Annotated in this window: 26 protein-coding genes and 1 pseudogene; 5 read left to right on the top strand and 22 right to left on the bottom strand. The window is 69.6% G+C overall.

The features are described 5' to 3' along the window. From panD to U8D42_RS24590, 11 genes are all read right to left on the bottom strand, one after another. The gene (gene panD, locus U8D42_RS24640) at positions 1 to 429 is read right to left on the bottom strand and encodes an aspartate 1-decarboxylase (RefSeq protein WP_090418759.1); all 429 of its coding nucleotides are present in this window, start codon (positions 427 to 429) and stop codon (positions 1 to 3) included. Beyond that, positions 429 to 1367, bottom strand: coding sequence for a pantoate--beta-alanine ligase (panC, locus tag U8D42_RS24635; RefSeq protein ID WP_322860374.1), 939 nt, complete (start codon positions 1365 to 1367; stop codon positions 429 to 431). The genes panD and panC overlap by 1 nt, the downstream gene beginning before the upstream one ends. After that, positions 1364 to 2275: a Rossmann-like and DUF2520 domain-containing protein gene (locus U8D42_RS24630; RefSeq protein WP_322860534.1), complete on the bottom strand. Its 912-nt coding sequence runs from the start codon at positions 2273 to 2275 to the stop codon at positions 1364 to 1366. Before U8D42_RS24630 ends, panC begins: the two co-directional genes overlap by 4 nt. A 126-nt stretch (positions 2276 to 2401) precedes the next feature. After that, positions 2402 to 3799 carry a DUF6779 domain-containing protein gene (locus U8D42_RS24625; protein ID WP_322860373.1) on the bottom strand — a complete coding sequence of 466 codons (1398 nt, stop codon included), beginning with the start codon at positions 3797 to 3799 and terminating at the stop codon, positions 2402 to 2404. Positions 3800 to 3886: 87 nt separating this feature from the next. Continuing rightward, positions 3887 to 4363, bottom strand: a complete 477-nt coding sequence (locus tag U8D42_RS24620; RefSeq protein WP_322860372.1) for a DUF3180 domain-containing protein — start codon at positions 4361 to 4363, stop codon at positions 3887 to 3889. Continuing rightward, a complete protein-coding gene (folK, locus tag U8D42_RS24615) occupies positions 4363 to 4911 on the bottom strand; it encodes a 2-amino-4-hydroxy-6-hydroxymethyldihydropteridine diphosphokinase (protein WP_322860371.1) in 549 nt (182 codons plus the stop codon). The genes U8D42_RS24620 and folK overlap by 1 nt, the downstream gene beginning before the upstream one ends. A 40-nt stretch (positions 4912 to 4951) precedes the next feature. Beyond that, entirely contained in the window at positions 4952 to 5353 is a 402-nt protein-coding gene (folB, locus tag U8D42_RS24610) for a dihydroneopterin aldolase (RefSeq protein ID WP_085241973.1), read from the bottom strand. Next, positions 5346 to 6179 carry a dihydropteroate synthase gene (gene folP, locus U8D42_RS24605; RefSeq protein WP_322860370.1) on the bottom strand — a complete coding sequence of 278 codons (834 nt, stop codon included), beginning with the start codon at positions 6177 to 6179 and terminating at the stop codon, positions 5346 to 5348. The genes folB and folP overlap by 8 nt, the downstream gene beginning before the upstream one ends. A gap of 18 nt (positions 6180 to 6197) precedes the next feature. After that, the gene (gene folE, locus U8D42_RS24600) at positions 6198 to 6812 is read right to left on the bottom strand and encodes a GTP cyclohydrolase I FolE (protein ID WP_322860369.1); all 615 of its coding nucleotides are present in this window, start codon (positions 6810 to 6812) and stop codon (positions 6198 to 6200) included. A gap of 15 nt (positions 6813 to 6827) precedes the next feature. Beyond that, positions 6828 to 9185, bottom strand: a complete 2358-nt coding sequence (gene ftsH / locus U8D42_RS24595; protein ID WP_322860368.1) for an ATP-dependent zinc metalloprotease FtsH — start codon at positions 9183 to 9185, stop codon at positions 6828 to 6830. A gap of 244 nt (positions 9186 to 9429) precedes the next feature. Continuing rightward, positions 9430 to 9846: a VOC family protein gene (locus U8D42_RS24590; RefSeq protein ID WP_085241977.1), complete on the bottom strand. Its 417-nt coding sequence runs from the start codon at positions 9844 to 9846 to the stop codon at positions 9430 to 9432. A 135-nt stretch (positions 9847 to 9981) separates the two neighbouring features. On the opposite strand from U8D42_RS24590, the gene U8D42_RS24585 reads away from it, so the two are divergent. The 3 genes from U8D42_RS24585 to U8D42_RS24575 are packed head-to-tail and all read left to right on the top strand — an operon-like array spanning position 9982 to position 13147. Beyond that, positions 9982 to 10950: an alpha/beta fold hydrolase gene (locus U8D42_RS24585; RefSeq protein ID WP_322860367.1), complete on the top strand. Its 969-nt coding sequence runs from the start codon at positions 9982 to 9984 to the stop codon at positions 10948 to 10950. Further along, complete coding sequence (locus U8D42_RS24580; protein ID WP_322860366.1) at positions 10947 to 12134, top strand: LLM class flavin-dependent oxidoreductase; 1188 nt, start codon at positions 10947 to 10949, stop codon at positions 12132 to 12134. The genes U8D42_RS24585 and U8D42_RS24580 overlap by 4 nt, the downstream gene beginning before the upstream one ends. Beyond that, entirely contained in the window at positions 12134 to 13147 is a 1014-nt protein-coding gene (locus tag U8D42_RS24575; protein WP_322860365.1) for a zinc-binding dehydrogenase, read from the top strand. Before U8D42_RS24580 ends, U8D42_RS24575 begins: the two co-directional genes overlap by 1 nt. A 118-nt stretch (positions 13148 to 13265) precedes the next feature. Here the strand turns inward: U8D42_RS24575 and U8D42_RS24570 are convergent, their stop codons facing one another. From U8D42_RS24570 to U8D42_RS24550, 5 genes and pseudogenes are all read right to left on the bottom strand, one after another. Next, positions 13266 to 14237 (bottom strand): IS481 family transposase, encoded by a 972-nt coding sequence (locus tag U8D42_RS24570; protein ID WP_322861702.1) that lies wholly within the window; start codon positions 14235 to 14237, stop codon positions 13266 to 13268. Positions 14238 to 14415: 178 nt separating this feature from the next. Further along, positions 14416 to 14700, bottom strand: coding sequence for a WXG100 family type VII secretion target (locus U8D42_RS24565; protein ID WP_348636930.1), 285 nt, complete (start codon positions 14698 to 14700; stop codon positions 14416 to 14418). 39 nt (positions 14701 to 14739) lie between these two features. Further along, positions 14740 to 15036 (bottom strand): WXG100 family type VII secretion target, encoded by a 297-nt coding sequence (locus U8D42_RS24560; protein ID WP_322860731.1) that lies wholly within the window; start codon positions 15034 to 15036, stop codon positions 14740 to 14742. A gap of 73 nt (positions 15037 to 15109) precedes the next feature. Then, the gene (locus U8D42_RS24555; RefSeq protein WP_322860732.1) at positions 15110 to 16204 is read right to left on the bottom strand and encodes a PPE family protein; all 1095 of its coding nucleotides are present in this window, start codon (positions 16202 to 16204) and stop codon (positions 15110 to 15112) included. A 615-nt stretch (positions 16205 to 16819) separates the two neighbouring features. Continuing rightward, positions 16820 to 17113, bottom strand: a pseudogene (locus tag U8D42_RS24550) (PE family protein); the annotation flags it as partial. Between the two features lie 172 nt (positions 17114 to 17285). Between U8D42_RS24550 and U8D42_RS24545 the strand changes: the two are divergent. Continuing rightward, positions 17286 to 17636 carry a hypothetical protein gene (locus tag U8D42_RS24545; protein ID WP_322860733.1) on the top strand — a complete coding sequence of 117 codons (351 nt, stop codon included), beginning with the start codon at positions 17286 to 17288 and terminating at the stop codon, positions 17634 to 17636. A 200-nt stretch (positions 17637 to 17836) separates the two neighbouring features. Here the strand turns inward: U8D42_RS24545 and U8D42_RS24540 are convergent, their stop codons facing one another. Continuing rightward, a complete protein-coding gene (locus tag U8D42_RS24540) occupies positions 17837 to 19054 on the bottom strand; it encodes a PPE family protein (RefSeq protein ID WP_322860734.1) in 1218 nt (405 codons plus the stop codon). Between the two features lie 11 nt (positions 19055 to 19065). Then, entirely contained in the window at positions 19066 to 19365 is a 300-nt protein-coding gene (locus U8D42_RS24535) for a PE family protein (RefSeq protein ID WP_322860735.1), read from the bottom strand. Between the two features lie 656 nt (positions 19366 to 20021). On the opposite strand from U8D42_RS24535, the gene U8D42_RS24530 reads away from it, so the two are divergent. After that, a complete protein-coding gene (locus U8D42_RS24530; protein WP_322860736.1) occupies positions 20022 to 20765 on the top strand; it encodes an SIMPL domain-containing protein in 744 nt (247 codons plus the stop codon). A gap of 24 nt (positions 20766 to 20789) precedes the next feature. On the opposite strand, the gene hpt is transcribed toward U8D42_RS24530, so the two are convergent. The 4 genes from hpt to dacB are packed head-to-tail and all read right to left on the bottom strand — an operon-like array spanning position 20790 to position 24833. Continuing rightward, entirely contained in the window at positions 20790 to 21401 is a 612-nt protein-coding gene (gene hpt, locus U8D42_RS24525; protein ID WP_322860737.1) for a hypoxanthine phosphoribosyltransferase, read from the bottom strand. Between the two features lie 50 nt (positions 21402 to 21451). Then, positions 21452 to 22426 carry a tRNA lysidine(34) synthetase TilS gene (tilS, locus tag U8D42_RS24520; RefSeq protein ID WP_322860738.1) on the bottom strand — a complete coding sequence of 325 codons (975 nt, stop codon included), beginning with the start codon at positions 22424 to 22426 and terminating at the stop codon, positions 21452 to 21454. Next, on the bottom strand, positions 22405 to 23451 hold the full coding sequence (locus U8D42_RS24515) for a zinc-dependent metalloprotease (protein ID WP_322860739.1): 1047 nt from the start codon (positions 23449 to 23451) through the stop codon (positions 22405 to 22407). Before U8D42_RS24515 ends, tilS begins: the two co-directional genes overlap by 22 nt. Further along, complete coding sequence (gene dacB, locus U8D42_RS24510) at positions 23448 to 24833, bottom strand: D-alanyl-D-alanine carboxypeptidase/D-alanyl-D-alanine endopeptidase (protein ID WP_322860740.1); 1386 nt, start codon at positions 24831 to 24833, stop codon at positions 23448 to 23450. The genes U8D42_RS24515 and dacB overlap by 4 nt, the downstream gene beginning before the upstream one ends. Positions 24834 to 24917 lie beyond the last annotated feature (84 nt).

Below are 24917 nucleotides of genomic sequence, written 5' to 3'. Positions count from 1 at the left end.
TTACCCCGCAACGATTCGGGGATCCAACAGCTCGGCGGCGGCGGATACGTCGTCGGGCACGAAGGCCGGATCGTGGCCCAGGTCGATCGGCTTGTTGTCGGCGTCGACGAACACGATACGCGGGCGGTAGGCCCGCGCCTCGGCCTCCTCCATGGTCCCGTATGCGATCAGGATCACCAGGTCGCCGGGATGCACGAGATGTGCTGCCGCGCCGTTGATTCCGATCACACCACTGCCGCGTTCCCCGGTGATCGCATAGGTGACCAGGCGGGCACCGTTGTCGATGTCGACGATGGTCACCTGCTCACCCTCGAGCAGGTCCGCAGCGTCCATCAGGTCGGCGTCGATGGTCACCGAGCCGACGTAGTGCAGGTCAGCCTGCGTGACGGTGGCGCGGTGAATCTTCGACTTGAGCATCGTCCGTAGCATCAATTCCTCCAAGATGATTCACGGGTGTCCCGATATCCGTCCGGCCCCACGGGTGCCGGCGAAGTCTCGACCTCGATCGCGATGTTGTCCAGCAGCCTGGTGCTGCCCAACCGGACGGCGACGACCAGCCGGCCGGTTCTGTTGGCGCCCAAAGGGCCCAGGTCGGGGTCGCGCAACTCGAGGTAGTCGACCGTGAGCTCGGGCACGGCGTCGAGCACCGCGCGCGCCGCGCCCAGCGCGGCCCGGGGGCCGGCGTCGGCGGCGTGCGCCGCCGCGGTCAGCGCCGCCGACACCGCCACGGCGGCCTCGCGCTGCACCGGATCGAGGTAGCGGTTGCGCGACGACATGGCCAGCCCGTCGGCTTCGCGCACGGTGGGCACGCCGACCACGGCGACGTCGATGTTCAGGTCGGCGACCATCTGGCGGATCAGCACGAGTTGCTGATAGTCCTTCTCGCCGAAGAACACTCGGTCGGGACGCACGATCTGCAGCAGCTTGCACACCACGGTTAGCACACCGGCGAAGTGGGTCGGCCGCTGCCCGCCCTCGAGGTCGGCGGCCAGCGGGCCGGGCTGCACGGTGGTGCGCAGGCCGTTGGGATACATCGCCGCCGCCGTTGGCGCGAAGACGATTTCGACGCCTTCGCCGCGCAGCAGCGCCAGGTCGTCGTCCAGCGTCCGCGGGTAGGCGTCCAGGTCTTCGCCCGCGCCGAATTGGAGGGGGTTGACGAAGATCGACACCACCACCACCGCGCCGGGCACCCGCTTGGCGGCGCGGACCAGCGTGAGGTGCCCCTCGTGCAGCGCGCCCATGGTGGGGACCAGCATCACCCGGCGACCGGTGTGCCGCAGCGCGCGGCAGACGTCGGTGACCTCGCGCGGGCGCGAGTACAGGTGGAGTTCGCCGGCCTTGAAGGCGGGCCGCTTGCCCGGTGTCATCCCGCCAGCACCTCGAAGACGTCGGCGGGCGCGTGCGCGCGCCGGGCGGTCCGCAGGGCGTTCACCCGGTACGCCTGCGCCAGTTCCGGGTCCACGCGATTCAGCGCAGCCAGGTGCCCGGCGACCGCGCCCGCGTCGCCGCGCGCAACCGGCCCGGTCAGCGCGGCCTGCCCGCGTTGCAGGGTGTTCTCCAGCGCGGCCCGGGCCAGCGGCCCCACGATGCGTTCGGCGATGCCGCCCGGGGAGTCGTCGACGGATTCCTGGCCGAGCAGTTCGCTGCCGCGCAGCGCGGCGCGCAACGCCTCGAGCGCGTCCGCGAGCACCGTGACCAGGTGGTTCCCGGCGTGCGCCAGAGCGGCGTGGTAGAGCACCCGCGCTTCCTCCCGCACGCAGAACGGTTCGCCGCCCATCTCCAGGACGAGCGACTGCCCGATCGCATACCCCACGTCGTCGGCCGCGGTGATGCCGAAGCAGGTGTCGGGCAGCCTGCTGATGTCCTCGTCGGACCCGGTGAACGTCATCGCCGGGTGGATCGCCAGCGGTATGCAACCGTCCTGGGCCAGCGGGGCGAGGATGCCGACGCCGTTGGCGCCGGAGGTGTGGGCGACGATCGTGCCCGGCCGCACGGCGGACGTCGCGGCCAACCCGGACACCAGGCCGGGGAGTTCGTTGTCGGGGACGGCCAGCACCAGCAGCTCGGCGCCGGCGGCGACGTCGGGCGGCGGCATCACCGGGGTGTCGGGCAGCCAGCGCTGCGCCCGCTGCCGGGACGCGTGGGAGATGGCGCTGCACGCCACCACGACGTGGTCGGCCCGCTCCAGCGCGACACCGAGCGCGGTGCCCACCCGGCCGGCCGAGATGATCCCCACTTTGAGCCTGGCCGGGCGCAAACCGTCGAACTGCACCATCGCAGACGACCTCACAGATTTCTTCGTTCGTTCCGGTCCCACCCCGTGGGTACCGTTCGGTCACTCAAACTGTAGTCGATTGGCCGGCCCCGACCAATGCAAGCCCAATGTGAGGAAGCTCCCAGCTCAGCCGTCGCGGCGACGACGGCGGCCCCCCTCCGGCGGCTGGATCTGCAGCCGCGCCAGCAGGTCGGCAACCGACTGGCCGCCCGTCTGGGCGGCCTCGCCCGGGCCCTCCACGCCGTCGAGTTCGGTGCCGCCGTGCCGCGGCGCGTGCTCCGGCGGGGGCGGCGGGGCCAACCGCGGTGGTAGTTGCTCGGCGGCAGGGGGCGGCGAGTGAGGCGGCGGGGGCGGCGGGGGTGTGGCGGGAACGGGAGGTGGCGGCGCGAACGCCGGCTCCCTCGGGGGCTCGTTCCGGGGCTCGCCGGTCGGGGCGAAGTTGCGCACGCCATAGTCGCGGTACTCCGCGGAGTGCCGTGACCGCGCCCGGCGCCCAGACTCGCCGTACGGCGGGTTCACCGGCTCGACGGGCGGGCCGGCCCAGGCCCGATCCGGTTCGGAATGGCGGGCACGCCGCCGCCGGCCCGACGTCTCGTCGGCGGCCGCGACGGCGGCGTCGGAGCCGGACCAGTGGCTACCCGGGGTGCCGGGGGGCAACCACAGCCCGGACGCGCCGGCGGGCTGCCAGCCCGGCGCCTGCGGCTGGGGTTCCGGCTCGGGCGCCGGCCGGGCCGGTGGGGGCGGTGGCTGGCGAGGTTCGAACCTCGGTTCCGGTTCCGGCGGCGCGGGGCGGTACGCCGGCTCGGGCTGGACCGGCGGGGCCGGTTCCGGCGGCGCCTCGTACTGATAAGGCACCCGCTCGCGGCGGGGCTGCGGCTGCCGGGGCGGCAACAGTGGTTCCTCGGGGACGTCGATGATCGCCGTTTCGTCGGCCCGGCCGGTGGCGCTGTCCTGGGGGACGGAGGTGACCCGATCGCTGGCCACCCAGTCGTAGGGCACGTCACGCGGGGTCTCGCCGTTGCGGTCCCACTCGCTGTACGCGCGCTCGGGTGGCGCCTCGGTCTCCGGCTTCTCCAGGGCCGGCCGCTGGGCGAGATCGGTGTCGAACAGGATCTCCAGGCTGGTGCGCAACGCGCTCAGCTCCGCGCGCAACTCGGCCAGGTCGTCGGCGGCCTGGGCGCGCAGCTCGGAGGCCAGCTCGCGGCGCAGCTGGGACTCCACGGTCAGCTCGTACTCACGGCGGGCCGAGATCTCGCGATCCAGCTGCAGGTCGTACACCAGCTTCAGGTCTCGGACGCGCGACTGATCCGCGTCACTCTGGCGGCGGTACAGCACCGACACGAAGGCACCGGCGACTGCGGCCCACAGCGCCAGGATTACAGCGAGCTTGAGGAGTTCCACCCGATTGGTGAAAACCAGCGCGGAGCTGGCCCCTATCGCAAGGACCAGCAACGCGGTCAAGAGCACCCAACCCGGCCTGCGGCCGCCGCGCCGAACCCGGGCGCCGCGGGACAGAACGGTCATGGCCTGACTGTACCTGCGCGAGGTCATTCCGCGTGTCGCCCTACTCCGGCGATTCTCACGCGGCTTGCCGGCCCGTCAGGAGGCGGGTTAGTTCTCCGCCCCCTCGCCGTGCTCGGGTTGATCCGGGGGCGACTTGCAGCAATGCTGCAGCCACAGCGCGGCGCCCACCAGCGCCAGCGCGCTGACGGCCGCGACCACCGTGCCGGTGGTGTCCTCGGCGGCCGCCCGCAGCCAGGATCGCCGCGGCAGGAAGTACACCAGCACCCCGACCCACCACCCCAGCGTCAGCGCGCCCACCCAGGCCGAGGCCTTGGCAACCATCAGCCCGCGCGCCACGGCCAGCGGGTGCAGCCAGCCGGGGCCGACGCCGATTTCGCCGTCGTTGATCTTGGCCCGCACGTAGCGCGCCCACAGCGCTTCGGCGACGGCCACCGCCAGCAGCGACAGGCCCGTCCACACCGTGATGGGCGGAAACCACCGGTACAGGGCGTTCACCACCAGATAGCCCACCACCGCAGCGCCAACCACCGCGGCCGTCAGGTCACGTTTGCGCGTCGGTCCCATCAGGCTTCCGGTTCCCCACCGGCCGGCGGCGTGGCCGCCCGCTCGAGCGTGAGGCTCGTCAACCGGACGCCTTCCCGGTCGGCCGCGTCCAGCTCGGCGAGCAGGCTCGCGACGGGCCGCGGGCCCTCGGCGACGGTCAGCTGGGCATCGGGGTCGATGGCCAGCCACGGGATCATGACGAAAGCCCGCAGATGGGCCAGGGGGTGCGGCAGCGTCAGATTGTTCTCGCGGGAGGTCACCTCCGCCTCGCCGTAGCAGGCGATCAGGTCGACGTCGAGGGTGCGCGGCCCCCAGCGCTCGCCGCGGACCCGGCCGGCCGCGCGTTCGAAGTCCTGGGCCCGGCGCAGCCAGTCCTGCGCGTCGCACGCCGGGTCGTTGGCGATCAGCACCGCGTTGAGAAACGGCGCCTGATCGACCCGGCCCCACGGATCGGTCTCGTACACCGGGGACACCGCCAGCACCTTGTCGCCCAGCCCGTCGACCACCGACTGCAACCGCGCCAGGCGGTCGCCCAGGTTGGATCCGATGGACAGCACCACCCACGTCATCCGCGCCGCCCCCGGGCCCCGGTGCCGTGGTCGTCGCGCATCACAGCGCCCGGCCCGCCGGGACCACCGAACCGCGGCCGCCGCGGCGCGACCGTCGCACCACCACCGCGACGTCGGCGAACTGCTGCGGGATCGGGGCCCGCGGCTTGTGCACCACCACCTCGACCGCGTGCACCCGCTCGTCGTGCATCACCCGGTCGGCGATCTCGCCGCCCACCGCTTCGATCAGGTTGCGCGGCGGCCCGGCCACGACGTCGGCGGCGAGCTGGGCCAGTGCGGCGTAGTCGTAAGTGTCGGTCAGCTCGTCGCTTTCGGCGGCGCCGGCAAGGTCGATCCACACCGTCATGTCCACGACAAAGTCCTGCCCATCGGCACGCTCGTGTTCGAAAACTCCGTGTCGCCCACGAACCGTCAAGCCCCGCAATTCGATTCGATCAGCCATCGTCTCCAGCCAGCTCGGTCTGCCGCTCTTCGGTCTGCGCCCACGCCCCCACCACTTTGAGCGCGTCGGCCGTGGCCCGCACGTCGTGCACCCGCACACCCCATGCCCCGTGCAGCGCCGCCAGCGCGGAGATCACCGCGGTCGCCGTCTCGCGGCCGTCGGGCGGACGCGGCGAGCCGTCGGGCCCGGCCAACAACGTACCGAGGAACCGTTTGCGCGACGCGCCCAGGAGGACCGGGATTCCGGTGGCGACGAACTGCGGCAACGCGCGCAGCAGCGCCCAATTGTGTTGCCCCGTCTTGGCGAACCCAAGGCCCGGGTCGATCACCAGCTTGTTCGGGTCGACGCCCGCCGCGACGGCCGCGTCCACGCTGGCGAGCAGCTCGGCGCGCACTTCGGCCACCACGTCGTCGTAGTGCGGGGCCGCGTGGGGGCGGTCGGCGGACACCGACCGCCAGTGCATCAGCACCCAGGGCACGCCGGCGTCGGCGAGCAGCGGCGCCATCGCGGGGTCGGCCCGTCCGCCCGACACGTCGTTGACGATCCGCGCGCCGTTCTGCAGGGCCGCCTGCGCGACCTCCGCGTGCATGGTGTCGATGCTTACCGTGATCCCTTCCGCCACGAGCTCTTTGACGACGGGGATCACCCGCGACGTCTCGACCCGGGCATCGATGCGCGTGGCACCGGGCCGGGTCGACTCCCCGCCGACGTCGACGATGTCCGCGCCGTCCGCGGCGAGCGCCAACCCATGCGCCACCGCGTTACCGGTATCGAGATAGCGGCCGCCATCGGAGAACGAGTCGTCAGTGACGTTCAGGACTCCCATAACCCGCACAGGCGCGACTCACTTACGCAGGATCAGGTCGAGCGCTTCGGCCCGGGAAGCGGCGTTGGTCTTGAACAGTCCGCGAACCGCCGAGGTGGTGGTGACCGCGCCGGGCTTACGGACGCCGCGCATGGCCATGCAGAGGTGCTCGGCCTCGATCACGACGATCACGCCCCGCGGATTGAGTTTGTTCATCAGGGCATCGGCGATCTGGCTGGTGAGCCGTTCCTGCACCTGTGGCCGCTTGGCGTAGAGGTCGACCAACCGCGCGATCTTGGACAGGCCGGTGACCCGTCCGTCGGCGCCGGGGATGTAGCCGACATGCGCCACACCGTGAAACGACACCAGGTGGTGTTCGCACGTGGAGTAGAGCGGGATCTCCTTGACCAGCACCAGCTCGTCGTGTTCCTCGTCGAACATGGTGTTGAGCACGCTGTCGGGGTCGGTGTAGAGCCCGGCGAACATCTCCTGGTAGGCGCGCGCGACCCGGGCAGGCGTGTCCCGCAGCCCGTGCCGGTCCGGGTCCTCGCCGATGGCGAGCAGCAACTCCCGCACCGCGGCCTCGGCACGCGCCTGATCGAACACCCGCGTCGGCGAAGTCGCGGTGTCCGGCCCCAAACCCGTCAAGGCCATCGAATCCTCCGTTCGTCAGCCGTGTGCCGGCGGGTTGGACCGGCTTACGTCGTCCTGCTCGGGAGACTTGCCGCCGTCCGGGTCGGGCAGGCTCGGCGGCGGGTAGGGCGGATACGGCGGGTAGGGGGGCTGTGCCTGACCCTGTTGGCCCGGATGACCCGGGTAGTGCCCCGCGGGCTGCGGCCAATACGGCTGCTGCGGGCCCTGTGGCGGCGGGTACCAATAGTTGGGCTGCTGGTCCTGGGGTGGCCAGCCCGGCGCGTGCCAGCCCGCCGGCGCGCCGTAGTCCGGCTGGGTGGCCCCGTGCGGCACGCCGGGGTGGTTACCGGCGCCTTGAGAGCCGTTCCCGCCGTTGTTCTTTCGGTCGGCGTCCACTCCCGCGGCCGCCGCGGCCTGGCTGGCCCGCGCGATAGCCGCCTTGAACGCGGGTTCGGGGACCGGCGGCGGCCACGGCTCGCCGCGCTCAATCGCCAGCTCGCCGGGGGTCTTGATCGGCGGCTTGTCCGAAGGGATGCGGCCGCCGAAATCGTCGAACATGGTGAGCCTGGGCCGCTTTTCGACGCCGGCGAAAATCTTCTCCAACTCCGCCCGGTGCAGGGTCTCCTTTTCCAACAGCTGACCGGCCAACGTGTCGAGGACGTCGCGGTATTCGGTGAGAATCTCCCAGGCCTCGGTGTGGGCCGCCTCGATCAGCTTGCGGATTTCGTCGTCGATGTCGCGGGCCACCTCGTGGGAGTAGTCGGCCTGCGTCCCCATGGTGCGGCCCAGGAACGGGTCGCCGTGCTCGGTGCCGTACTTGACCGCGCCCAGCTTGGAGCTCATCCCGAATTCGGTCACCATCGCGCGCGCCACCTTGGTGGCCTGCTCGATGTCGGACACCGCGCCGGTGGTCGGCTCCCGGAACACCAGTTCTTCGGCGGCGCGTCCGCCCATCGCGAACACCAGCTGCGCGATCATCTCCGAGCGGGTCCGCAAGCCCTTGTCTTCCTCGGGCACCGCCACCGCGTGTCCGCCGGTACGTCCCCGCGCCAGGATCGTGACCTTGTAGATCGGCTCGATGTCGGGCATCGCCCAGGCGGCCAGGGTGTGGCCGCCCTCGTGGTAGGCGGTGATCTTCTTTTCCTGCTCGCTGATGATGCGGCCCTTGCGTCGCGGGCCGCCGATCACGCGGTCCACCGCCTCCTCGAGGGCGGCGCCGGTGATGACGGTGCCATTCTCGCGGGCGGTCAGCAGCGCCGCCTCGTTGATGACGTTGGCCAGGTCGGCGCCGGTCATGCCGACGGTGCGCTTGGCCAGCCCGGCGAGGTCGGCGTCCGGGCCGATCGGCTTGCCCTTGGAGTGCACTTCGAGCACCGCGCGGCGACCCGCCAGGTCCGGGTTGGACACCGGGATCTGCCGGTCGAAGCGGCCGGGCCGCAGCAGCGCGGGATCCAGGATGTCGGGGCGGTTGGTGGCGGCGATCAGGATGACGCCGGCGCGCGGGTCGAAGCCGTCCATTTCCACCAGCAACTGGTTCAGCGTTTGCTCGCGCTCGTCGTGGCCCCCGCCGAGGCCGGCGCCGCGCTGGCGGCCCACCGCGTCGATCTCGTCGACGAAGATGATGCACGGGTTGTTCTGCTTGGCCTGCTCGAACAGGTCGCGCACCCGCGACGCGCCCACGCCGACGAACATCTCGACGAAGTCGGAGCCGGAGATGGTGAAGAACGGGACGCCGGCTTCCCCCGCCACCGCGCGGGCGAGCAGGGTCTTGCCGGTCCCGGGCGGGCCGTAGAGCAGCACGCCCTTGGGGATCTTGGCGCCCAGCGCCTGGTAGCGGCCGGGATTCTGCAGGAAGTCCTTGATCTCGTAGAGCTCTTCGACGGCCTCGTCGACGCCGGCAACGTCGGCGAACGTGGTCTTGGGCATGTCCTTGTTGAGCAGCTTGGCGCGCGACTTGCCGAACCCGAAGCCCATTCGGGCGCCGCCCTGCATGCGGGAGAACATGACGAACAGGCCCACCAGCAACAGCAGCGGCAACACGTAGACCAGCAGCTCGCCCAGGATGCTGCCCTGGTTGACGACCGTGCTGACCTTGGCATTCTTGGCGCTCAGCGCGTTGAACAGGTCGACGGCGTACCCGCTCGGGTACTTGGTGATCACCTTGTCGGAACTGTCGGTGTCGTTGTTGCCCTTCTTCAGGGTCAACCGCAGCTGCTGCTCGCGATCGTCGATCTGCGCGCTCTTGACGTTGTCAGCATTGATCTGCGCCACCGCCACCGAGGTGTCGACGGGCTTGTAGCCGCGGGTGTCGTCGCTGAAGTAGAAGAACGACCAACCGAGCAGCACCACGACTGCAATCGCCGTGACGGTGCGAATAACGTTTTTCCGGTTCATCAATCATCGGCCTTGGTGGCCAGGTCCTTCCCCGATATACACGCAGCTCGAAAAGTCCAGGTTACCGCTCGTGGCGATCGCCAGCTCCGGCAGAGCCGGAGCGAAGCGGGTCGCCACCATCTGTCACGTGGCGATCGCCAGCTCCGGCAGAGCCGGGCACGACGGATCGCCACCATCTGTGCATACAACGACCAGGGGTTCCCGCCAGGATCCCCGGCCCGGGCACGCGCGCCGGACGTCGCCGTCATTCGTAATAGCGGGCCTCGACGACGTTGCCGTCCGGATCGGCGAAGTAGTAACCCTCCGGCGCCCAGCCGCGTGCCCCGAAGGTAGGACTCAATCTCGCGCCGGTGTCCACTCCTTCGGCCTGCAGGCGTTGGTCGAGCGCGTCGTACTCCGGTTTCGGCAATGCGAGGCAGACGTGATTGACCGGGTGCCCGGCGCTGCCTGCCGTCTTGGTCAGAGACTCGGTGGCGGCGGCGTTGGCCACCGGCAACAAGTCGATGATCGAGTCCTCGCACACCCGCACGCTCGGAAACGGCGCATCGCCCGCCTCGAACTCGGCAAACCGGACCGGCTCCAAGCCAACCACCCGCGTATAGAAATCCATCGAGGCGCGGGGATCCCTCGTCCAGAGGACGACGTGGTCGAGCCGCTTCATTCCGATTCCACCTGCTTTCGCGTAATTGCGATGGCTGCACGGCGATATCTACCAGGCGACGAAAGCCGTTGGAATGCTATTCGCAATCAGTGCGAATACTTCTCAGCCTCGTAGGGGTTGTGCTTTGGTGGCAGGGTGCCCAGATCAACCGAACGGTTAGTAGAGACCAATGGTGTCCAGCTGCGGGTGACCGAGGCGGGAGAGCGCGGCGCGCCCGTCGTGATTTTGGCCCACGGCTTTCCCGAACTCGCCTATTCGTGGCGCCACCAGATACCGGCCCTGGCCGACGCGGGTTACCACGTGCTGGCACCCGACCAGCGCGGCTACGGTGGCTCCTCGCGCCCCGAAGCGATCGAGGCCTACGACATCCATCAGCTGACCGCCGACCTGGTCGGTCTGCTCGACGACGTCGGCGCCGAGCGTGCCGTCTGGATCGGACACGACTGGGGTGCCGCCGTGGTGTGGAACGCTCCCTTGCTGCACCCGGACCGGGTGGCGGCGGTCGCCGCCCTCAGCGTGCCGGCGGTGCCCCGCTCGAGGGTGGCGCCGACGAGGGCGTGGCACAAGGCATTCGGCGAGAACTTCTTCTACATCCTGTACTTCCAGGAGCCCGGCGTCGCCGACGCAGAACTCAACGCCGACCCCGCCCGCACGATGCGGCGGATGATGGGTGGGCTGCGCACGACCGCCGACAAGGCCGCGGGCCTGCGGATGGTCGCGCCCGGCCCCGAGGGGTTCATCGATCGCCTTCCGGAACCCGACGGGCTGCCGGACTGGCTGAGCCGGGAGGAACTCGATTACTACATCGCCGAGTTCTCCCGCACCGGCTTCACCGGTGGCCTGAACTGGTATCGCAACTTCGACCGCAACTGGGAGACCACCCCCGAGCTGGCCGACGCGAAAATCACTGTGCCGGCGCTCTTTATCGGGGGCACCGCCGACCCGGTGTTGACGTTCACCCGCGCCGACCGTGCGGCGCAATTGATCACCGGCCCGTACCGCCAGGTGATGATCGAGGACGCGGGGCACTGGTTGCAGCAGGAGCGGCCCGACGAGGTGAACGCGGCCCTATTGGACTTCCTCAACGGATTGGAGCTGCGATGAGCGCGCCACTTCGCTTCGGTGTTTTCATCACACCGTTTCACCCGATCGGCCAATCACCAACCGTGGCTTTGGAATACGACATGGAACGGGTGGTCGCGCTGGATCGGCTCGGGTTCGACGAAGCCTGGTTCGGCGAACACCACTCCGGTGGCTACGAGCTGATCGCCTGCCCGGAGGTCTTCATCGCCGCCGCGGCCGAGCGGACGAAACACATCCGGCTGGGCACCGGCGTGGTTTCGCTGCCGTACCACCACCCGCTGATGGTGGCCGACCGCTGGGTGCTGCTCGACCATCTCACCCGCGGCCGGGTGATGTTCGGCACCGGTCCGGGCGCGTTGCCGTCGGACGCCTACATGATGGGCATCGACCCGGTCGACCAACGGCACATGATGCAGGAGTCGCTGGAAGCGATCCTCGCGTTGTTCCGCGCCGGGCCGACTGAGCGAATCGACCGCCACACCGACTGGTTCACGCTGCGCGAGGCGCAGCTGCATATCCGCCCGTATACCTGGCCCTATCCCGAGATATCCACGGCTGCAATGATTTCCCCGTCCGGACCGCGGCTTGCGGGCGCGCTGGGCACGTCGCTGCTGTCGCTGTCGATGTCGGTGCCCGGCGGCTACGCCGCGCTGGAAACCACTTGGGACGTGGTGCGCGAGCAGGCCACCAAAGCCGGCAGGGACGAGCCGGATCGGGCCGACTGGCGGGTTTTGAGCATCATGCACATCGCGGACAGCCGAGAGCGGGCCATCGACGACTGCACCTACGGGCTGCAGGATTTCGCCAACTATTTCGGCGCTGCCGGGTTCGTCCCGTTGGCCAACACCGTCGAGGGCGCCCAGACGCCGCACGAGTTCGTCGAAGACTACGCGGCCAAGGGGAATTGCTGCATAGGAACCCCCGACGACGCGATCGCCCACATCGAGGACCTGCTCGACCGCTCGGGCGGTTTCGGCACGCTGCTGATGCTCGGCCACGACTGGGCGTCCCCGGAGGCGACGTATCACTGCTATGACCTGATGGCGCGCAAGGTGATCCCCCATTTCAAGGGGCAGCTCGAGGCGTCGCGTTCGTCGCACGACTGGGCCAAGGGCAGACGCGACGAGTTGATCGGCCGGGCAGGTGAGGCCGTGGTGAAAGCCATCACCGAGCACGTCGATGAACACAAGGGCGTGAGCAGCTGATGCGCGCCGCGGTATTGCGAGATGGCCGGATGGTCTATCGGGACGATGTGCCCGATCCCGTGCCCGAGGCGGGGCAAGTACTGGTCGGCGTGCGGGCGTGCGGGATATGCGGTTCGGACCTGCATTTCGCCGCTCACGGCGCACACGTGCTCGAGATGACCGCGCGGGTGGCCCGCGGCGCGGGGGGCATGCATGTCGACTTGAATCACGACGTTTTCATGGGGCACGAGTTCAGCGCCGAGGTGCTCGAGGCCGGGCCCGGCACCGAAACCCACCCGACGGGAACGCTGGTCACCTCGCTTCCGGTGCTGTTGTCCGCCAAGGGCGTCGAACCGATCGTCTACAGCAACAGCACGATCGGCGGCTACGCCGAACGCATGCTCCTCTCGGCCGCGCTGCTGCTGCCCGTCCCGAACGGGCTGGACTTCAAACACGCGGCCCTGACCGAACCCATGGCGGTGGGGCTGCACGCGGTCAACAAGTCCAACGTCACCCCCGTCGAGACGGCCCTGGTCATCGGCTGCGGTCCGATCGGCATCGCGATCATCGCGGCGCTGCGGTCCCGAGGGGTGGAAAACGTCGTGGCATCGGACTTTTCACCGAAGCGGCGGGAACTGGCCACCGCCATGGGCGCCCATCAGACCCTGGATGCAGGGCAGGGTTCACCGTTCGACTCGGTCAAACCGGCCGTGGTATTCGAGGCGGTCGGAGTGCCCGGGATCATCGATGACGTGCTGCTGCGGGCCCGGCTGGGCACCCGCCTGGTGGTCGCCGGCGTTTGTATGCAGCCCGACACCGTACATCCGTTTTTCGCTATCGCCAAGGAGATCAACGTCCAGTTCTGCCTTGCCTACACTCCCGAGGAGTTCACCGATTCGCTGCGCGCGCTCGCGGAGGGCGACATCGACGTGGGCCCGCTGATCACCGGAGAGGTGGGCCTGGACGGGGTCGGCGAAGCCTTCGACGAACTCGCCGACCCCGAGCGGCACTGCAAGGTTCTCGTCACCCCTTAGGCACTGGGTCGACGGTGGCGACCCGCCGCGCCCGGCTAAGCCGCGCTTGCGATCGCCACTAGACCCACGGTGGCGACCCGCCGCGCCCGGCTAAGTGTCGTGACCTGACACGTTGTTGTCAGGCAGCGAGTCGGCTGATTGGGGGTCGTCCGCCGAGGGCGGAGTGGCCTCGTCGAGTGTTGTAGCGGCGAAGGAATTGGTCAAGACCGCGGCTGCGCAGGGTGTTGTTGGTCCAGGGGCGGGCGTAGGCCCATTCGTTGAGCAGGGTCCGGTTGAAACGTTCTGCTTTGCCGTTGGTCCATGGACAGCCGGGTTGGGTGAATCGGCGTTTGAGCTGCCAGGCCGCACACACCCAGCTCCAGTCGGTGCCCTGGCGATAGACCAACGCGTTGTCGGTCAGTAACCGACGCACGCGCACGCCGTGGGCGGCGAACCAGACCAGTGCCCGGTGGAGAAACCCAGCGCACGTCGGGTCCTTCTCGTCGGGGAGCACTTCGCTGTAGGCCAGCCGGGTGTAGTCATCGATAGCGGTGTGGACGTAGTCGTAGCCGATCTTGGTCTTCTTGTGCCGGTGGGCAACGGAGATCGCGGCGTCGCGGCCGTGCAGCCGCCATCCACCGCCTGACGGGATACGGCCGAGCTTTTTGACGTCGACATGAACCATGGCCCCCGGCGTGGGGTGTTCGTAGCGGTTGGGGCTGCGCCGAGAGCAGCGCAGCGCCTCGCCAGTGATCGGGTCAAGGGCACTCAGATGCGGCATCTGGTGGCGCACCAGAATCCGCCCGACCGTCGAGGGATTCAGATCGAGTTCTGCAGCGAGCACAACAGCGCCACGCTTACGGCGCCGGCGGGCGGCGAGCACCTTCTGCTCGACCCGATGACTCGTGCGGTTGGGCATCCGGATCGGCCGTGACGAACGGTCGGCCAGCGCCGCATCGCCGCCCTGGGCATATCGGCGCAGCCACTTGTACACCGTTGCCCGCGAAACCCCCAGTTGCTCAGCCACATGCGCAGCCGGCCACCCGGCGGCGACACGCTCAACGATCAGCCGACGAGCGAACACATTGGTACGAGCGTTAGCGTGAGACACAAGGACCTCCTACGGGTGAATGCCAGACACATCCACTCCGTCAGGAGGTCCTCCCACTTTCAAGCAGGCACGCGGTTAACAACCTTCCGGGTCACGACAGCTAAGCCGCGCTTGCGATCGCCACTAGACCCACGGTGGCGACCCGCCGCGCCCGGCTAAGCCGCGCTTGCGATCGCCACTAGACCCAGCTGGATCCGACGGCGCTGTCGGTGCTGGCCATGTTGCTGCCGGCGCTTTGCACCTTCTGCCCGTGGGCGTTGGCCTGCTCGTAGATCACCTGGAAGTTGCGACCCAGCTGGATGATGAACTCCTGGCACGCCGCCGAACCGGCACCGCCCCAAAAGTCCTCGGCCGCAAGCACATCACGCACGATGGCCTGGTGCTCTGCCTCCAGGGACGCGGCCTGGGCGCGGATCAAGGCACCGTGGGCGTCGACATCGCCGAATTGATAGTTGATCGTCATGGTTGATCGTCTCCTGTTGGTAGCGGGTTGGTTGGTGGGTCAGTTGCCCAGGATCTGCTGTGAGGCCTGCTCTTGCTGCTCGTAGTTGTTCGCGTCGCGGATCAGTCCGTCGCGCACGCCGTGGAGCATGTTGACGATGTTGCGGAAGGCCTGGTTGACCTGCCCCATGGTGTCGTACGAGGTGGCCTGGGCCTGACCGCTCCAGCCCGAGCCGGCGATGTTCATCGAGGACGCCCACATCTTGCGGGCCTCGTCCTCAACGGTCTGGGCGTGGACCTCGAAGCGGCCCGCCATCGCCCGCATTTCGTGCGGGGCGGTCATGAAACGTGTTGCCATCAGATATCTCCTTCGAAAGTGGTTGTTGTTTTCGAGCTTTGGTCACCAGGTCGCCGAAGTGCTTCTCCTTTCGTCATCCGACCACGCGCGGCAATACGCTTGCGGGGGCCGGCATTGTGCCGCCGAATCCGCGCATCTCCATCCCGGCCAGCGGGGCCGCGGAGGTATTCCGGGGACTCAGCATTCGAGCCGCGGCGCCGGCGCCGGCCAGCGGTGCGCCGGCCGGCGCGGCAGCCTCGGGGGTCACCGCAGTCCACCCGGGCGGAACCGACAGACCTCCGACCGGAGTCGCCTGGCCCATTACCGCCGACGGCATCAGCCGCGCCGGTGCCAGCCGCTCGGGCAAGGACATCAGCGGCTGAGCGGGGATGAAACGTTGCATGCCGGGCATCACCGCCGGAGAGAACGCCCCGGATGCGCGCATGGCGGTCGCGAGGCCCCCTCCGGACGGCGTCGTCCCGGCCACGCCGGACGCGGCGCCGCCGGACCCCTGACCGAAGGGCATCCCAAGCAGGTCCGCGAAACTGCCTATGGCAGAAGGGAAGTTGCTCGCCAGCGATGACGCCGACGAATTGAGCGTCGACGGCAGCCCCATGGCCGCTTGAGTGGCCAATCCCTGAGTTGCCCCCTGCATGTCGCCCGCAGTGGTGGTGGGCGGTGCGACCGCCATCGGCGCCAGCATGGCGGCCGCCGCCGACGAACCGGCGTAGGCGTACATGGCCATCGCATCCTGGGCCCACATCTCGCCGTACTGCGCCTCGGTGGCCGCGATCGCCGCGGAGTGCAGGCCGAGGAAGTTGGTCGCCACCAGCATCATCAGCGTGGAGCGGTTGGCGGCGATGAGCGGCGGCGGCACGGTGGCAGCGAACGCGGCCTCGTGTGCGACCGCGGCCGCTGTCGCCTGCATGCCGGCCTGCTCGGCCTGCGCGGCCGTGGCGTGCATCCAGGCCACGTAGGGAGCCGCGGCGGCGGCCATCGCCACCGAAGACGGGCCCTGCCAGCCGGACTCGGTGAGGTCGAGGATCACCGTCCCGTAGCTGGTCGCGGCTGAACGCAGATCCGCGGCCAGCCCCTCCCAGGCCATCGCCGCCGCCAGCATCGACGCTGGCCCCGGCCCCGCGTACATGAGGCCGGAATTGATCTCCGGGGGCATCGCACCGAAATCCATGAGTGTTCCTCTCTCTATCGCGTGGATTCGCTATGCCAGTGCCGGCACGGGCTTCGGGCCGGCAACGGCACTGAATGCCGGGTTCGCGTGCACGACGTGTTCGCCTGGTGTGCCGGGCAGGTGCAAGCCCGCCGCCAGCGGCACGCGGTGAAGGGGCGCCGTCGGTGTCAGCTGCGTAGGCGAGACGTGCTGGCCGGCCCCCACGTTCGGGCGCTCGACGCGTTCGGGCGGCGCAGGATGGGCCGGTGCCACGTGCTCGACACGCTGGGCGGGCGTCATCCGTGCGGGCGCAAGGTGCTCGACGCGGGTTGCCGGGTGCGGGCCATAGCCGCCGCGCCCGTATGGCGCCTGGTGGCGGCCATAGTCGGCACCGGCATAACCGCCGTGCTGCGCTGTCATGTGGCCGCCGTAGCTGCCGCCCCCATGCCACCCCTGACCGAGGGGCGTCGTCGCCGGCAGGCCGGGCGCACCGGGACCCGCGCCGGGCACCGGCCGTCCGGGAACGGTTGGGGTCACGCGGTTCGGCGCCGCCGGTGCGACCCGCGTGTGCACGGCGGGCGCCGGGCGGGCCGGTGCGACGGGGGCCATGTGCGCGGGCGCCAGGTGACCACCCGCGGCTTGCGTCGCGTTGGTGGCCTCGGTGGCCGAATACGAGTCGGCGCCGAGCCCGAGGGCCTTGACGAACTGCTCGTGGATCATGCTCGCCTCGGCGCTGATCGCCTGATACTGCTGGCCGTAGCCCGCGAAGGCGGCCGCCGTCATTGCCGAGACTTCGTCGGCTGCCGCCGGGACCACTCCCGTGATCGAGAACGCGGCCATCGAGTTGGCCGCGGTTACCGCAGAGCCGATCGCCTGCAACTGGCCGGCTGCCGCTAGCAGCAGTTCCGGGACGGTGGTCAGGAACGCCATGTGTCTTCTCCTCATGAATGCCTTGATCCGGCTTCCGGTGTCGTACTTGCGGACACTATGTCATAAATTCGGAATCTATGTCTAGTACTAGGTACATAGTTCTTTTTTCCGTCGTATAACTCGCAGGTGGAGACACTTTGCCCGCGTTTCGGCACAGAGTTACGCTTGGTGGATGCCACGAACTAATGCCGCGGGCTGGGGTCTGAGGCGCCTGCTTGAGGCGACGCTGAACCGCGACATCACCGTCGAGCAGTTGCGCGACGCCTGCGGCGTCACCAAGGGGCGCTGGTACGGGGCCGCCGGCCGGGCCAACGCCGACGACTTCCCCGACGCCGAGGAGGCCAGGCGGGCCGCGCACGCGTTCGGACTCAGCGCCACCTGGCTACAGATCGAACTCGGCCTGATCACCCCCGAAGACGTGCACGGCGCCTTGGGCGACGGGCAGTCCCTCGATCCTTTCCGCGCCACGACGCGACAGCGGGTGCTGATGCCCAATCCGGCGCCAGAGGCCTCGCGCGACTAACTCGCCGTCGAGCGTGGGGTCGGCCCTGGTTGGGTTGCGCGAAAGGCGTTGCGACGCACCATGCTCCGCTCTCACCGACAGGCAAGACCACACTCGTGGTCGCGCGCGCGGCCGCTCAATGCCGCCCGCTGACCCGACGATCCGCCGTCTTCGGGCTGGATCATCGGGTCAGCGGCGCCACGCGTTCTGAGGCGTTGTCGCTAGCCGCCGGCCGGTGGATGCGTGATGACCGTGGGCTTGAAGCCGTAGCGCGGGGCCGCGAAGTTGGCTGACACTCCGCGGCCGAGGCCACTGCCCACCATGGGCACACCTCCTACGGCGTGCGTCGCGGGTTCCACCGCCGCCGACGCCGCGAGGCCGTTGAGGGTTGCGGCGGCAGGTGTCGCCGCCGGGGCAACGCCGGCCCACGCCTGCGGCACCGATAACGCGCCGACCGTCACCGCCTGGCCCACAGCTCCCACCGGGCCGGCCACCCCGGTGCTGGACAGGGCCGCCGGCAGGGCCGATCCGGCGGCCTTCGCGGCGCCCTCGACGGCCTGGGCGACGGCCTTTGGCGCCATCGAGTGGCTGAGCCCCTCGAGGTCCCTGAAGATCGTGACGAAGAGCCGGCTTGGCCCCACCCATTCTTTGAACATGTCGATGGGCGTGCCGAGGTGCAGGGTTGACGAGCCGGCCAGGCTCTCCAGGAATGCACCACCGATTCCGTCGAGCTCGATGGTGCCGCCGTTGAGCAGATTCGCCAACGGGTTGACGGCGGGTTGGGGGCCGGCGAGCCCCGCCAGGGTGCCGGGCATCGCGTTGGTCAGCGCGGACAACTCTTGCGTGTCGGCCGCAGCAGACGACGCCACCGCCTGCGCGACGGCAACCTCCTGGGCGGCCACTCCAGCCGGGTTGGTGGCGGGCGATGCCGGGTCGAACGGCGCCACCCTCGACGCTGCCGCCGATGCGCCCGCATAGCCGTACATTGCCGCCGCGTCCTGCGACCACATCTGCAGGTATTCCGCCTCGGTTGCCGCGATCGCCGGTGTGTTCTGGCCGAGAAAATTCGTCGCCAGCAGTTCCATCAACAACACCCGATTGGCCTCGATCACCGGCGGCGGCACCGTCGCGGCAAATGCCGCCTCGTAGGCGCTCGCCGCTGCGGCGGCCTGGACGGCGGCGTGTTCGGCTTGGTCGGCCGTGCCGTTCAACCATGCGATCTGCGGCGTGGCCGCACCCGCCATCGACCCGGCGGCGGCACCGAGCCATGGCCCGTCGATCAGCCCGGTGACCACCGACTGGTAGGCGGACGCCGTGGTGAGCAGGTCGGCGGCCAACGCCTCCCAGCCCGCCGCGGCAGCCAGCATCGGCCCGGAGCCGGGGCCGGCATACATGAGCGCGGAGTTGATCTCCGGCGGCAAGAGCGCGAAATCCAGCATGATGCTCTCGCCTAACCGACCATCGTGCTGTTGGCGGCCTCGGTAGCCGCATAAGAACCTGCGCTGAGACCCAGCACCGCCGCGAGCTGTTCTCGCGCCCACGCGGCCTGGGCACTGATCGCCTGATACAGCTGGGCGTGCGCGGAGAATTGGGCGGCGGTCAGGATGGACACCGCATCGGCCGCGGCAGGGGCCACCACCGTCGTCGGGCCTGCCGCAGCCGCATTGCCTGCCTGCAGCGCCGCGTTGATCGACTGGAGTTGCCCCGCGGCCCCGCTCAACATGTCCGGCTGTGCGATCACGATCGACATTCCCGTTCCTCCCTCAATAGCGTTTTGCATCAGCGACTTTCAACGACTGATTACCGTCGCCGACTGCGATTCCGGCGGCCACGTTAAACCACCCGCATCGGGTCGATCCGAGTTCACGGCCGGCCCGTTAACCACCGATTTGGTGGACGTTTACTCAGTCCGGGGCTTATTGCTGCGCGATCCAGATTTTCGTGGAAAGCCATGGGATTCTTGCGATTAGGGTTTCATAGGAAAATCGTCACAGTGATTTCGCCAACGCCGAACCTCGGCTAAGCGGACCCTTGGCCGACACCACGGGTGTCGCGGTCGGTTCGTGAAATGTGTTCCATTGCAGGGGAATTGACCACGATGTCGCCGCGAATGTCAGAACTGCGGTCGCACAACGGCGAAGGGGACGAGGCGGTCAGGGCCACTGTGGGTGCGTCTCCACCGGATTGCCGACCACGACACTCAGGTGTGTCGCACATGATTGGGCCTAAACCAGAAGCGAATCAGCGTGCGGACATATCAGCCACAGATCCCAGGACCCCGTTCATCTGAGTTCGGCATGAACCTGTCTACTCGCGCGCCGCGTCAGCTCATGCACCTTCTTGGGCGGACCCGGCGCGCCGCCGCAGTCCGACTCGGCTGCGTCGGAAAGCGCTAGGGTCCACTGCATGCCGCAACCGAGCGCCCCGAGGTTTGCCCGCAGCTTGATCGCCTTGGCGGTCGCCGGCATGGTCACGACAACGTTGTCGGCCTGCGATTCGCCGCCTTCGGCGCCCGCGCCGGGGGTCAACCCCCGCCAGGTCACCGTCTTCGGGTCGGGGCACGTCCAGGGCGTTCCGGACACCCTGACCGCCGACGTCGGCATCGAGTTCACGGCACCCGACGTCACCGCTGCGATGAACCAGACCAACGACCGTCAGCAAGCGGTCATCAACGCGCTAGTCGGTGCCGGGGTCGACCACAAGGACATCAGCACCAGCGAGGTCACGCTGCAGCCGCAGTTCAACAACCCCGGACCCAACGGCACCGCCACCATCACCGGCTACCGCGCCACCAACGACATCACGGTCAAGATCCACCCGCCCGACGCCGCGTCGCGAATGCTGGCCCTCATCGTCGAAACCGGCGGCGACGCCACCCGGATCAAGTCGGTCAGCTACTCCATCGCCGATGACTCACAGCTGGTGAAGGATGCGCGCGCACGGGCGTTCGGCGACGCCAAGAACCGCGCCGAACAGTACGCCCAGCTGTCCGGGCTCCGGCTGGGCAAGGTGCTGTCCATTTCGGAGGCCACCGAACCGGCGCCGGCCGGGGCGCCGGCGCCGCCGAAGGCCATGCCGAGCATGGTCCCGCTGGAGCCCGGCCAGCAGACGGTGAGCTTCTCGGTGACCGCGGTCTGGGAACTGGACTAGCCTGACGGCCCGCGAGGCGCGTGCCTACTGCTGGTAGACCCTGGGGTCCAGGGTGCCGATGTAGGAGAGGTCGCGGTAGCGCTCGTCGTAGTCCAGCCCGTAGCCTACGACGAAGTCGTTCGGGATGTCGAAGCCCACGTAGGCGATGTCCACGTTGGCGCCCTTGGCGTCGGGCTTGCGCAGCAGCGTGCACACGCGCAGCGAACGCGGGTGGCGGCTGGTGAGGTTGCGCAGCAACCACGACAGGGTCAGGCCCGAGTCGACGACGTCCTCGACGATCAGCACATCGCGGCCCTGGATGTCGCGGTCCAAGTCCTTGAGGATCCGCACCACGCCCGACGACGACGTCGAAGTCCCGTACGAACTGACGGCCATGAACTCGAACTGGGTGGGCACCGGGATCGCCCGCGCCAGGTCGGTGACAAAGATCACAGCGCCCTTCAGCACCGTGATCAGCAGCAAATCCTGGCCGGTCTGGGCCATGACGTCGCGGTATTGCGCGCCGATTTCCTCACCGAGTTCGGCGATTCGCGCCTGGATCTGCTCGGCGGTGAGCAGGACCGACTTGATGTCCCCCGGGTACAGCTCCACGGGCTGGGCGGGGGTGATCGCCGAGGACATCTGGGCCACGTCCACAGAGTGCCACGCCGACCGCCGAATAACCAACGGCGACCCCGGTATTGCGCCTATCGGGCGGATTTTTCAACCGGTTCGCGCCACAGGGTCAGCACGCCGTCGCGCCGCCCCGCGATCAACCGCTCGTCACGCAACGCGGACCCGACCGCCACCCCGCCCTGGCCGCGCCAGGCGGTGACAAGGGCGTCGACCGCGCGGATCTGCTTGTCCGTCAAACCCGTTGCGCCGCCCGCCAACAGCCAGCCGCGAATCACCCGGCGCCGCACCGGGGCGGGCAGCGCGGCCAACGCCTGCGCCTGCAGGCCCGCGCCCGACTTCGCCTCGGGCAGCGCCCGGGCGGCGAGCGTGTCGAGCAGCTCGGTGTCCTCGCGCAGCGCCGTCGCCGTCCGGGCCAGCGCCTCGGCCACCCCGCCGCCCAGCACGTCCTCCAGCAGCGGCAGCACCTCCAGGCGCAGCCGGGTCCGGGTGAAGCGGCGGTCGGTGTTGTGTGGGTCCTGCCAGGCGGTCAGGCCCAGCTCCCGGCACGCGGCGTGGGTCACGGCGCGCCGCACCCCCAACAACGGCCGGCCCCACGGTGAGTCGTACGGGCGCATCCCGGCGATCGACCGCACGCCCGAGCCGCGGCCCAGCCCCAGCAGCACCGTCTCCGCCTGGTCGTCGAGGGTATGACCGAGCAGCACCGGCCCGCCGTGGTAGGCGCTCAGGGCGGCGTAGCGGGCGGCGCGCGCTGCGGCCTCGGGACCGCCCTCGTTGCCCACATGCACTCGAATCACTTGTGCTGCAACGCATCCCAGCGTTTCGGCCTGCTCCCGGGCGGTTTGCGCGACGGCGGCGGAGTCCGGTTGCAGACCGTGGTCGACGATCACGGCGGTGGTGGGCCGCAGCTGGGCCGCCACCGCGGTCAGCGCCAGGGAATCCGGGCCGCCGGATAGCGCCACGCACCATTGTTCGGCCGTGGCGACGTGGGTCTTGAGGAAATCCTCGGCAGCCGCGCGCAGCTGCCCTACAGCACCCTGTCGATCCATCGCTGGGGTTCCTCGATCTCGGCGGGTACGGGCAGCGTCTCGGGGCCGGTCCAGATCGCGTTGAACCGCTCCATCCCGACCCTCCCCACCACGTGGTCGACGAAGGCCTTGCCCCGCGTGTACTGGCTGAGCTTGGCGTCAAGGCCAAGCAGCGCGCGCAGCAGCCGCTGCAGCGGCGGTTGCCTGCGGTTGCGGCGCTCGTCGAATCGACGGCGAATGGTGGTCACCGACGGCACCACCATGGGCCCGACGGCGTCCATCACGTGGTCGGCGTGGCCCTCCAGCAGCGTGCCGAGCACCAGCAGCTGATCGAGGGCCTGGCGCTGCGGCTCGGACTGGACGGCGCGCACCAGGCCGACGATCCCCGACGGGCCGTCGTCGCCGACCCCGTCGCCGCGGTTGCGGACGTAATCGGCGAGCCGGCTCGCCACCTGCGTGACGTCTTCCCCGGGGTCCCGCGTCAACAGCGCCAGGGCACGGGACATGTGCTCGGACAGCCACGGGTTCGCGGTGAACTGCACCCGGTGGGTCACTTCGTGCAGGCAGACCCACAGCCGGAAGTCGGAGGGCTCCACCCGCAGTTGCCGCTCGACGGCGATGACGTTGGGATACACCAGCAGCAGGCAGCCCTCTTTGCCGGCCGCGAACGGGTCGTACTGACCGAGGATCCCCGACGACACGAACGCCAGGACCGCCCCCGTCTGTGCGCCGGTGACGCGGCCCGTGAGAAAGCCCCGCGGCTTCTCCGCGCCGTTCATCATCACCCGCATCGACTCGGCCGCCGCGGCGATCCATTCCGGACGGTCGACGATCCGGGCGGCGGGCACGGCCCCCTTGGTCACCAGCCCGGTGACCTCACGCACCGGCGGTTCGGCCTTGGCGGCCGACCTGGTGAGCTCGTCGATCACCTGCCGCCGGGTGTACTCGCTCGAGGGCGGCCCCGGCCGGGCCAACCGCTTACCGACGGTGGCGGCGAAGCCCCAGTCGACGGCGGTGCCGAGCGTCAGCTCCGAGCCGGACGTCATGAGCAACCACAGGACCAGAGCTTGGTGGCCAGGGCGTCCATCGCGTTGCGACCGTTGGGTCCGGCCGCGTTGGAGATGAAGGCGAACGTGAGCACCCGGCCGCTGCGGTCGGTGAGCACCCCGGCCAGGGCGTTGACGGCGGTCAGCGATCCGGTCTTGGCCCGCAGCCAGCCGGCCGGCCCTTGATTGGACGCCGCGTCGGTGAAGCGGTCGCCCAGCGTCCCGCTACCGGCGGCGATCGGGAGCAGGTCCAGCAGCGCACGCAGCGCGGGCTGGTCGGGTCCGGCGGCCGCCTGCAGCACGCCGTCGAGCGTCCTGGCGGTCAACCGGTCGTCGACGGACAACCCGCTGGAGTCCAGCAGCGCGACGCCGCCGGTGTCGACGTGGGCGGTGCCCAACCGATTGGTCACCGCGTCGACCGCCCCGGCGAAGCTGCGCGGCCGGTTGATGGCGGCGGCCACCTCGCGGGCGATGCATTCGGCCATCACGTTGTCGGAGTGGTCCATCATCTCGGACAGCCGTTCGACCAGCGGCGCCGACTGCACGACGGCCAGCTGCCGCGCTCCCGAGGGCGCCGTCGCGATCGTCACCGCCGCGGGGTCCAGGCCCAACGCCTTGGCCAGCTCTCGCCCGGCGTCGAGCGCCGGCGTCCGGGACCGCCGGGAATTGACGGTGGTCGGCTGGATACGCCCCGCGTCGATCATCACCGACTCGATCGGCGCGATGTCGCCGTTGTCGACGTCGGCGGCGTCCCAGCCCTGCGCCATCGTCGGCCCGCTGAACGCCGACGTGTCCACTTGCACCGCGGTCGGCGTCACGCCGCTGCGGCGGATCTGCTCGACGAGGTCGCTGATCCGGGCCGACCCGCGGTACCAGGTCTCCACCCCGGGCGGCGCCGCCGACAGCACCGGATCGCCGGCGCCGACCAGCACGACCGGCCCCTGAGCGTTCTGGCTGCCGGCCACCACCCGCGTGCTGATCCGCGCCTGACGGTCCAGGGTGAGCAGGGCCGCGGCCGCCGTGAGCACCTTGTTGGTGGACGCCGGCACCAGCGGCATGTCGTCTGCCACCTGCCAAAGCTCTTTGCCGGTGATGGCGTCGGTGATGCGGCCGCCCAGCCGGCCCAGGTTGGGATCGGCCGCGATGGGCGCGAGCGCGGCCGTCACCCCGGCGGGGCTGGGCGTCTCGGCGGTGTCGCTGACGGGCACCATTCCCGGTTTGACGGCCGGCGCGTGCGGAGGCGGTATGGGGGCGTGCGAGCTGTTGCCGCCATGCCCCGCCGAGGTGAAAAACGTTGCCGCCGCCACCACGGCGGCGACGAACGCCAGCACGGCCAACCCGACGAAGACATGGGTGGATTTTTGCCAGCGAGTGGGACCCATCGCTCTCCTGACTGTCTGAAGCCATTCTGCCGAATCGGCCGAAATGGGCTCGACTAGGGTGTAACAGAGGAAAGTTGACCTGCC

Source organism: Mycobacterium europaeum (assembly GCF_034555895.2).
GTDB lineage: Bacteria > Actinomycetota > Actinomycetes > Mycobacteriales > Mycobacteriaceae > Mycobacterium > Mycobacterium europaeum.
This window is presented reverse-complemented; position numbering and strand designations above follow the sequence as displayed.

Coding starts and splice junctions, on each gene's coding strand:
- U8D42_RS24630 (WP_322860534.1), bottom strand. CDS start 2,275: ATGGTGCAGTTCGACGGTTTGCGCCCGGCCAGGCTCAAAGTGGGGATC.
- panC (WP_322860374.1), bottom strand. CDS start 1,367: ATGACACCGGGCAAGCGGCCCGCCTTCAAGGCCGGCGAACTCCACCTG.
- U8D42_RS24530 (WP_322860736.1), top strand. CDS start 20,022: ATGCCGCAACCGAGCGCCCCGAGGTTTGCCCGCAGCTTGATCGCCTTG.
- U8D42_RS24580 (WP_322860366.1), top strand. CDS start 10,947: ATGAGCGCGCCACTTCGCTTCGGTGTTTTCATCACACCGTTTCACCCG.
- tilS (WP_322860738.1), bottom strand. CDS start 22,426: ATGGATCGACAGGGTGCTGTAGGGCAGCTGCGCGCGGCTGCCGAGGAT.
- dacB (WP_322860740.1), bottom strand. CDS start 24,833: ATGGGTCCCACTCGCTGGCAAAAATCCACCCATGTCTTCGTCGGGTTG.
- folE (WP_322860369.1), bottom strand. CDS start 6,812: ATGGCCTTGACGGGTTTGGGGCCGGACACCGCGACTTCGCCGACGCGG.
- U8D42_RS24560 (WP_322860731.1), bottom strand. CDS start 15,036: ATGGCAACACGTTTCATGACCGCCCCGCACGAAATGCGGGCGATGGCG.
- U8D42_RS24540 (WP_322860734.1), bottom strand. CDS start 19,054: ATGCTGGATTTCGCGCTCTTGCCGCCGGAGATCAACTCCGCGCTCATG.
- folP (WP_322860370.1), bottom strand. CDS start 6,179: ATGGGAGTCCTGAACGTCACTGACGACTCGTTCTCCGATGGCGGCCGC.
- U8D42_RS24515 (WP_322860739.1), bottom strand. CDS start 23,451: ATGACGTCCGGCTCGGAGCTGACGCTCGGCACCGCCGTCGACTGGGGC.
- U8D42_RS24555 (WP_322860732.1), bottom strand. CDS start 16,204: ATGGATTTCGGTGCGATGCCCCCGGAGATCAATTCCGGCCTCATGTAC.
- ftsH (WP_322860368.1), bottom strand. CDS start 9,185: ATGAACCGGAAAAACGTTATTCGCACCGTCACGGCGATTGCAGTCGTG.
- U8D42_RS24535 (WP_322860735.1), bottom strand. CDS start 19,365: ATGTCGATCGTGATCGCACAGCCGGACATGTTGAGCGGGGCCGCGGGG.
- U8D42_RS24545 (WP_322860733.1), top strand. CDS start 17,286: ATGCCACGAACTAATGCCGCGGGCTGGGGTCTGAGGCGCCTGCTTGAG.
- U8D42_RS24565 (WP_348636930.1), bottom strand. CDS start 14,700: ATGACGATCAACTATCAATTCGGCGATGTCGACGCCCACGGTGCCTTG.
- folB (WP_085241973.1), bottom strand. CDS start 5,353: ATGGCTGATCGAATCGAATTGCGGGGCTTGACGGTTCGTGGGCGACAC.
- U8D42_RS24620 (WP_322860372.1), bottom strand. CDS start 4,363: ATGGGACCGACGCGCAAACGTGACCTGACGGCCGCGGTGGTTGGCGCT.
- U8D42_RS24575 (WP_322860365.1), top strand. CDS start 12,134: ATGCGCGCCGCGGTATTGCGAGATGGCCGGATGGTCTATCGGGACGAT.
- U8D42_RS24590 (WP_085241977.1), bottom strand. CDS start 9,846: ATGAAGCGGCTCGACCACGTCGTCCTCTGGACGAGGGATCCCCGCGCC.
- folK (WP_322860371.1), bottom strand. CDS start 4,911: ATGACGTGGGTGGTGCTGTCCATCGGATCCAACCTGGGCGACCGCCTG.
- U8D42_RS24625 (WP_322860373.1), bottom strand. CDS start 3,799: ATGACCGTTCTGTCCCGCGGCGCCCGGGTTCGGCGCGGCGGCCGCAGG.
- panD (WP_090418759.1), bottom strand. CDS start 429: ATGCTACGGACGATGCTCAAGTCGAAGATTCACCGCGCCACCGTCACG.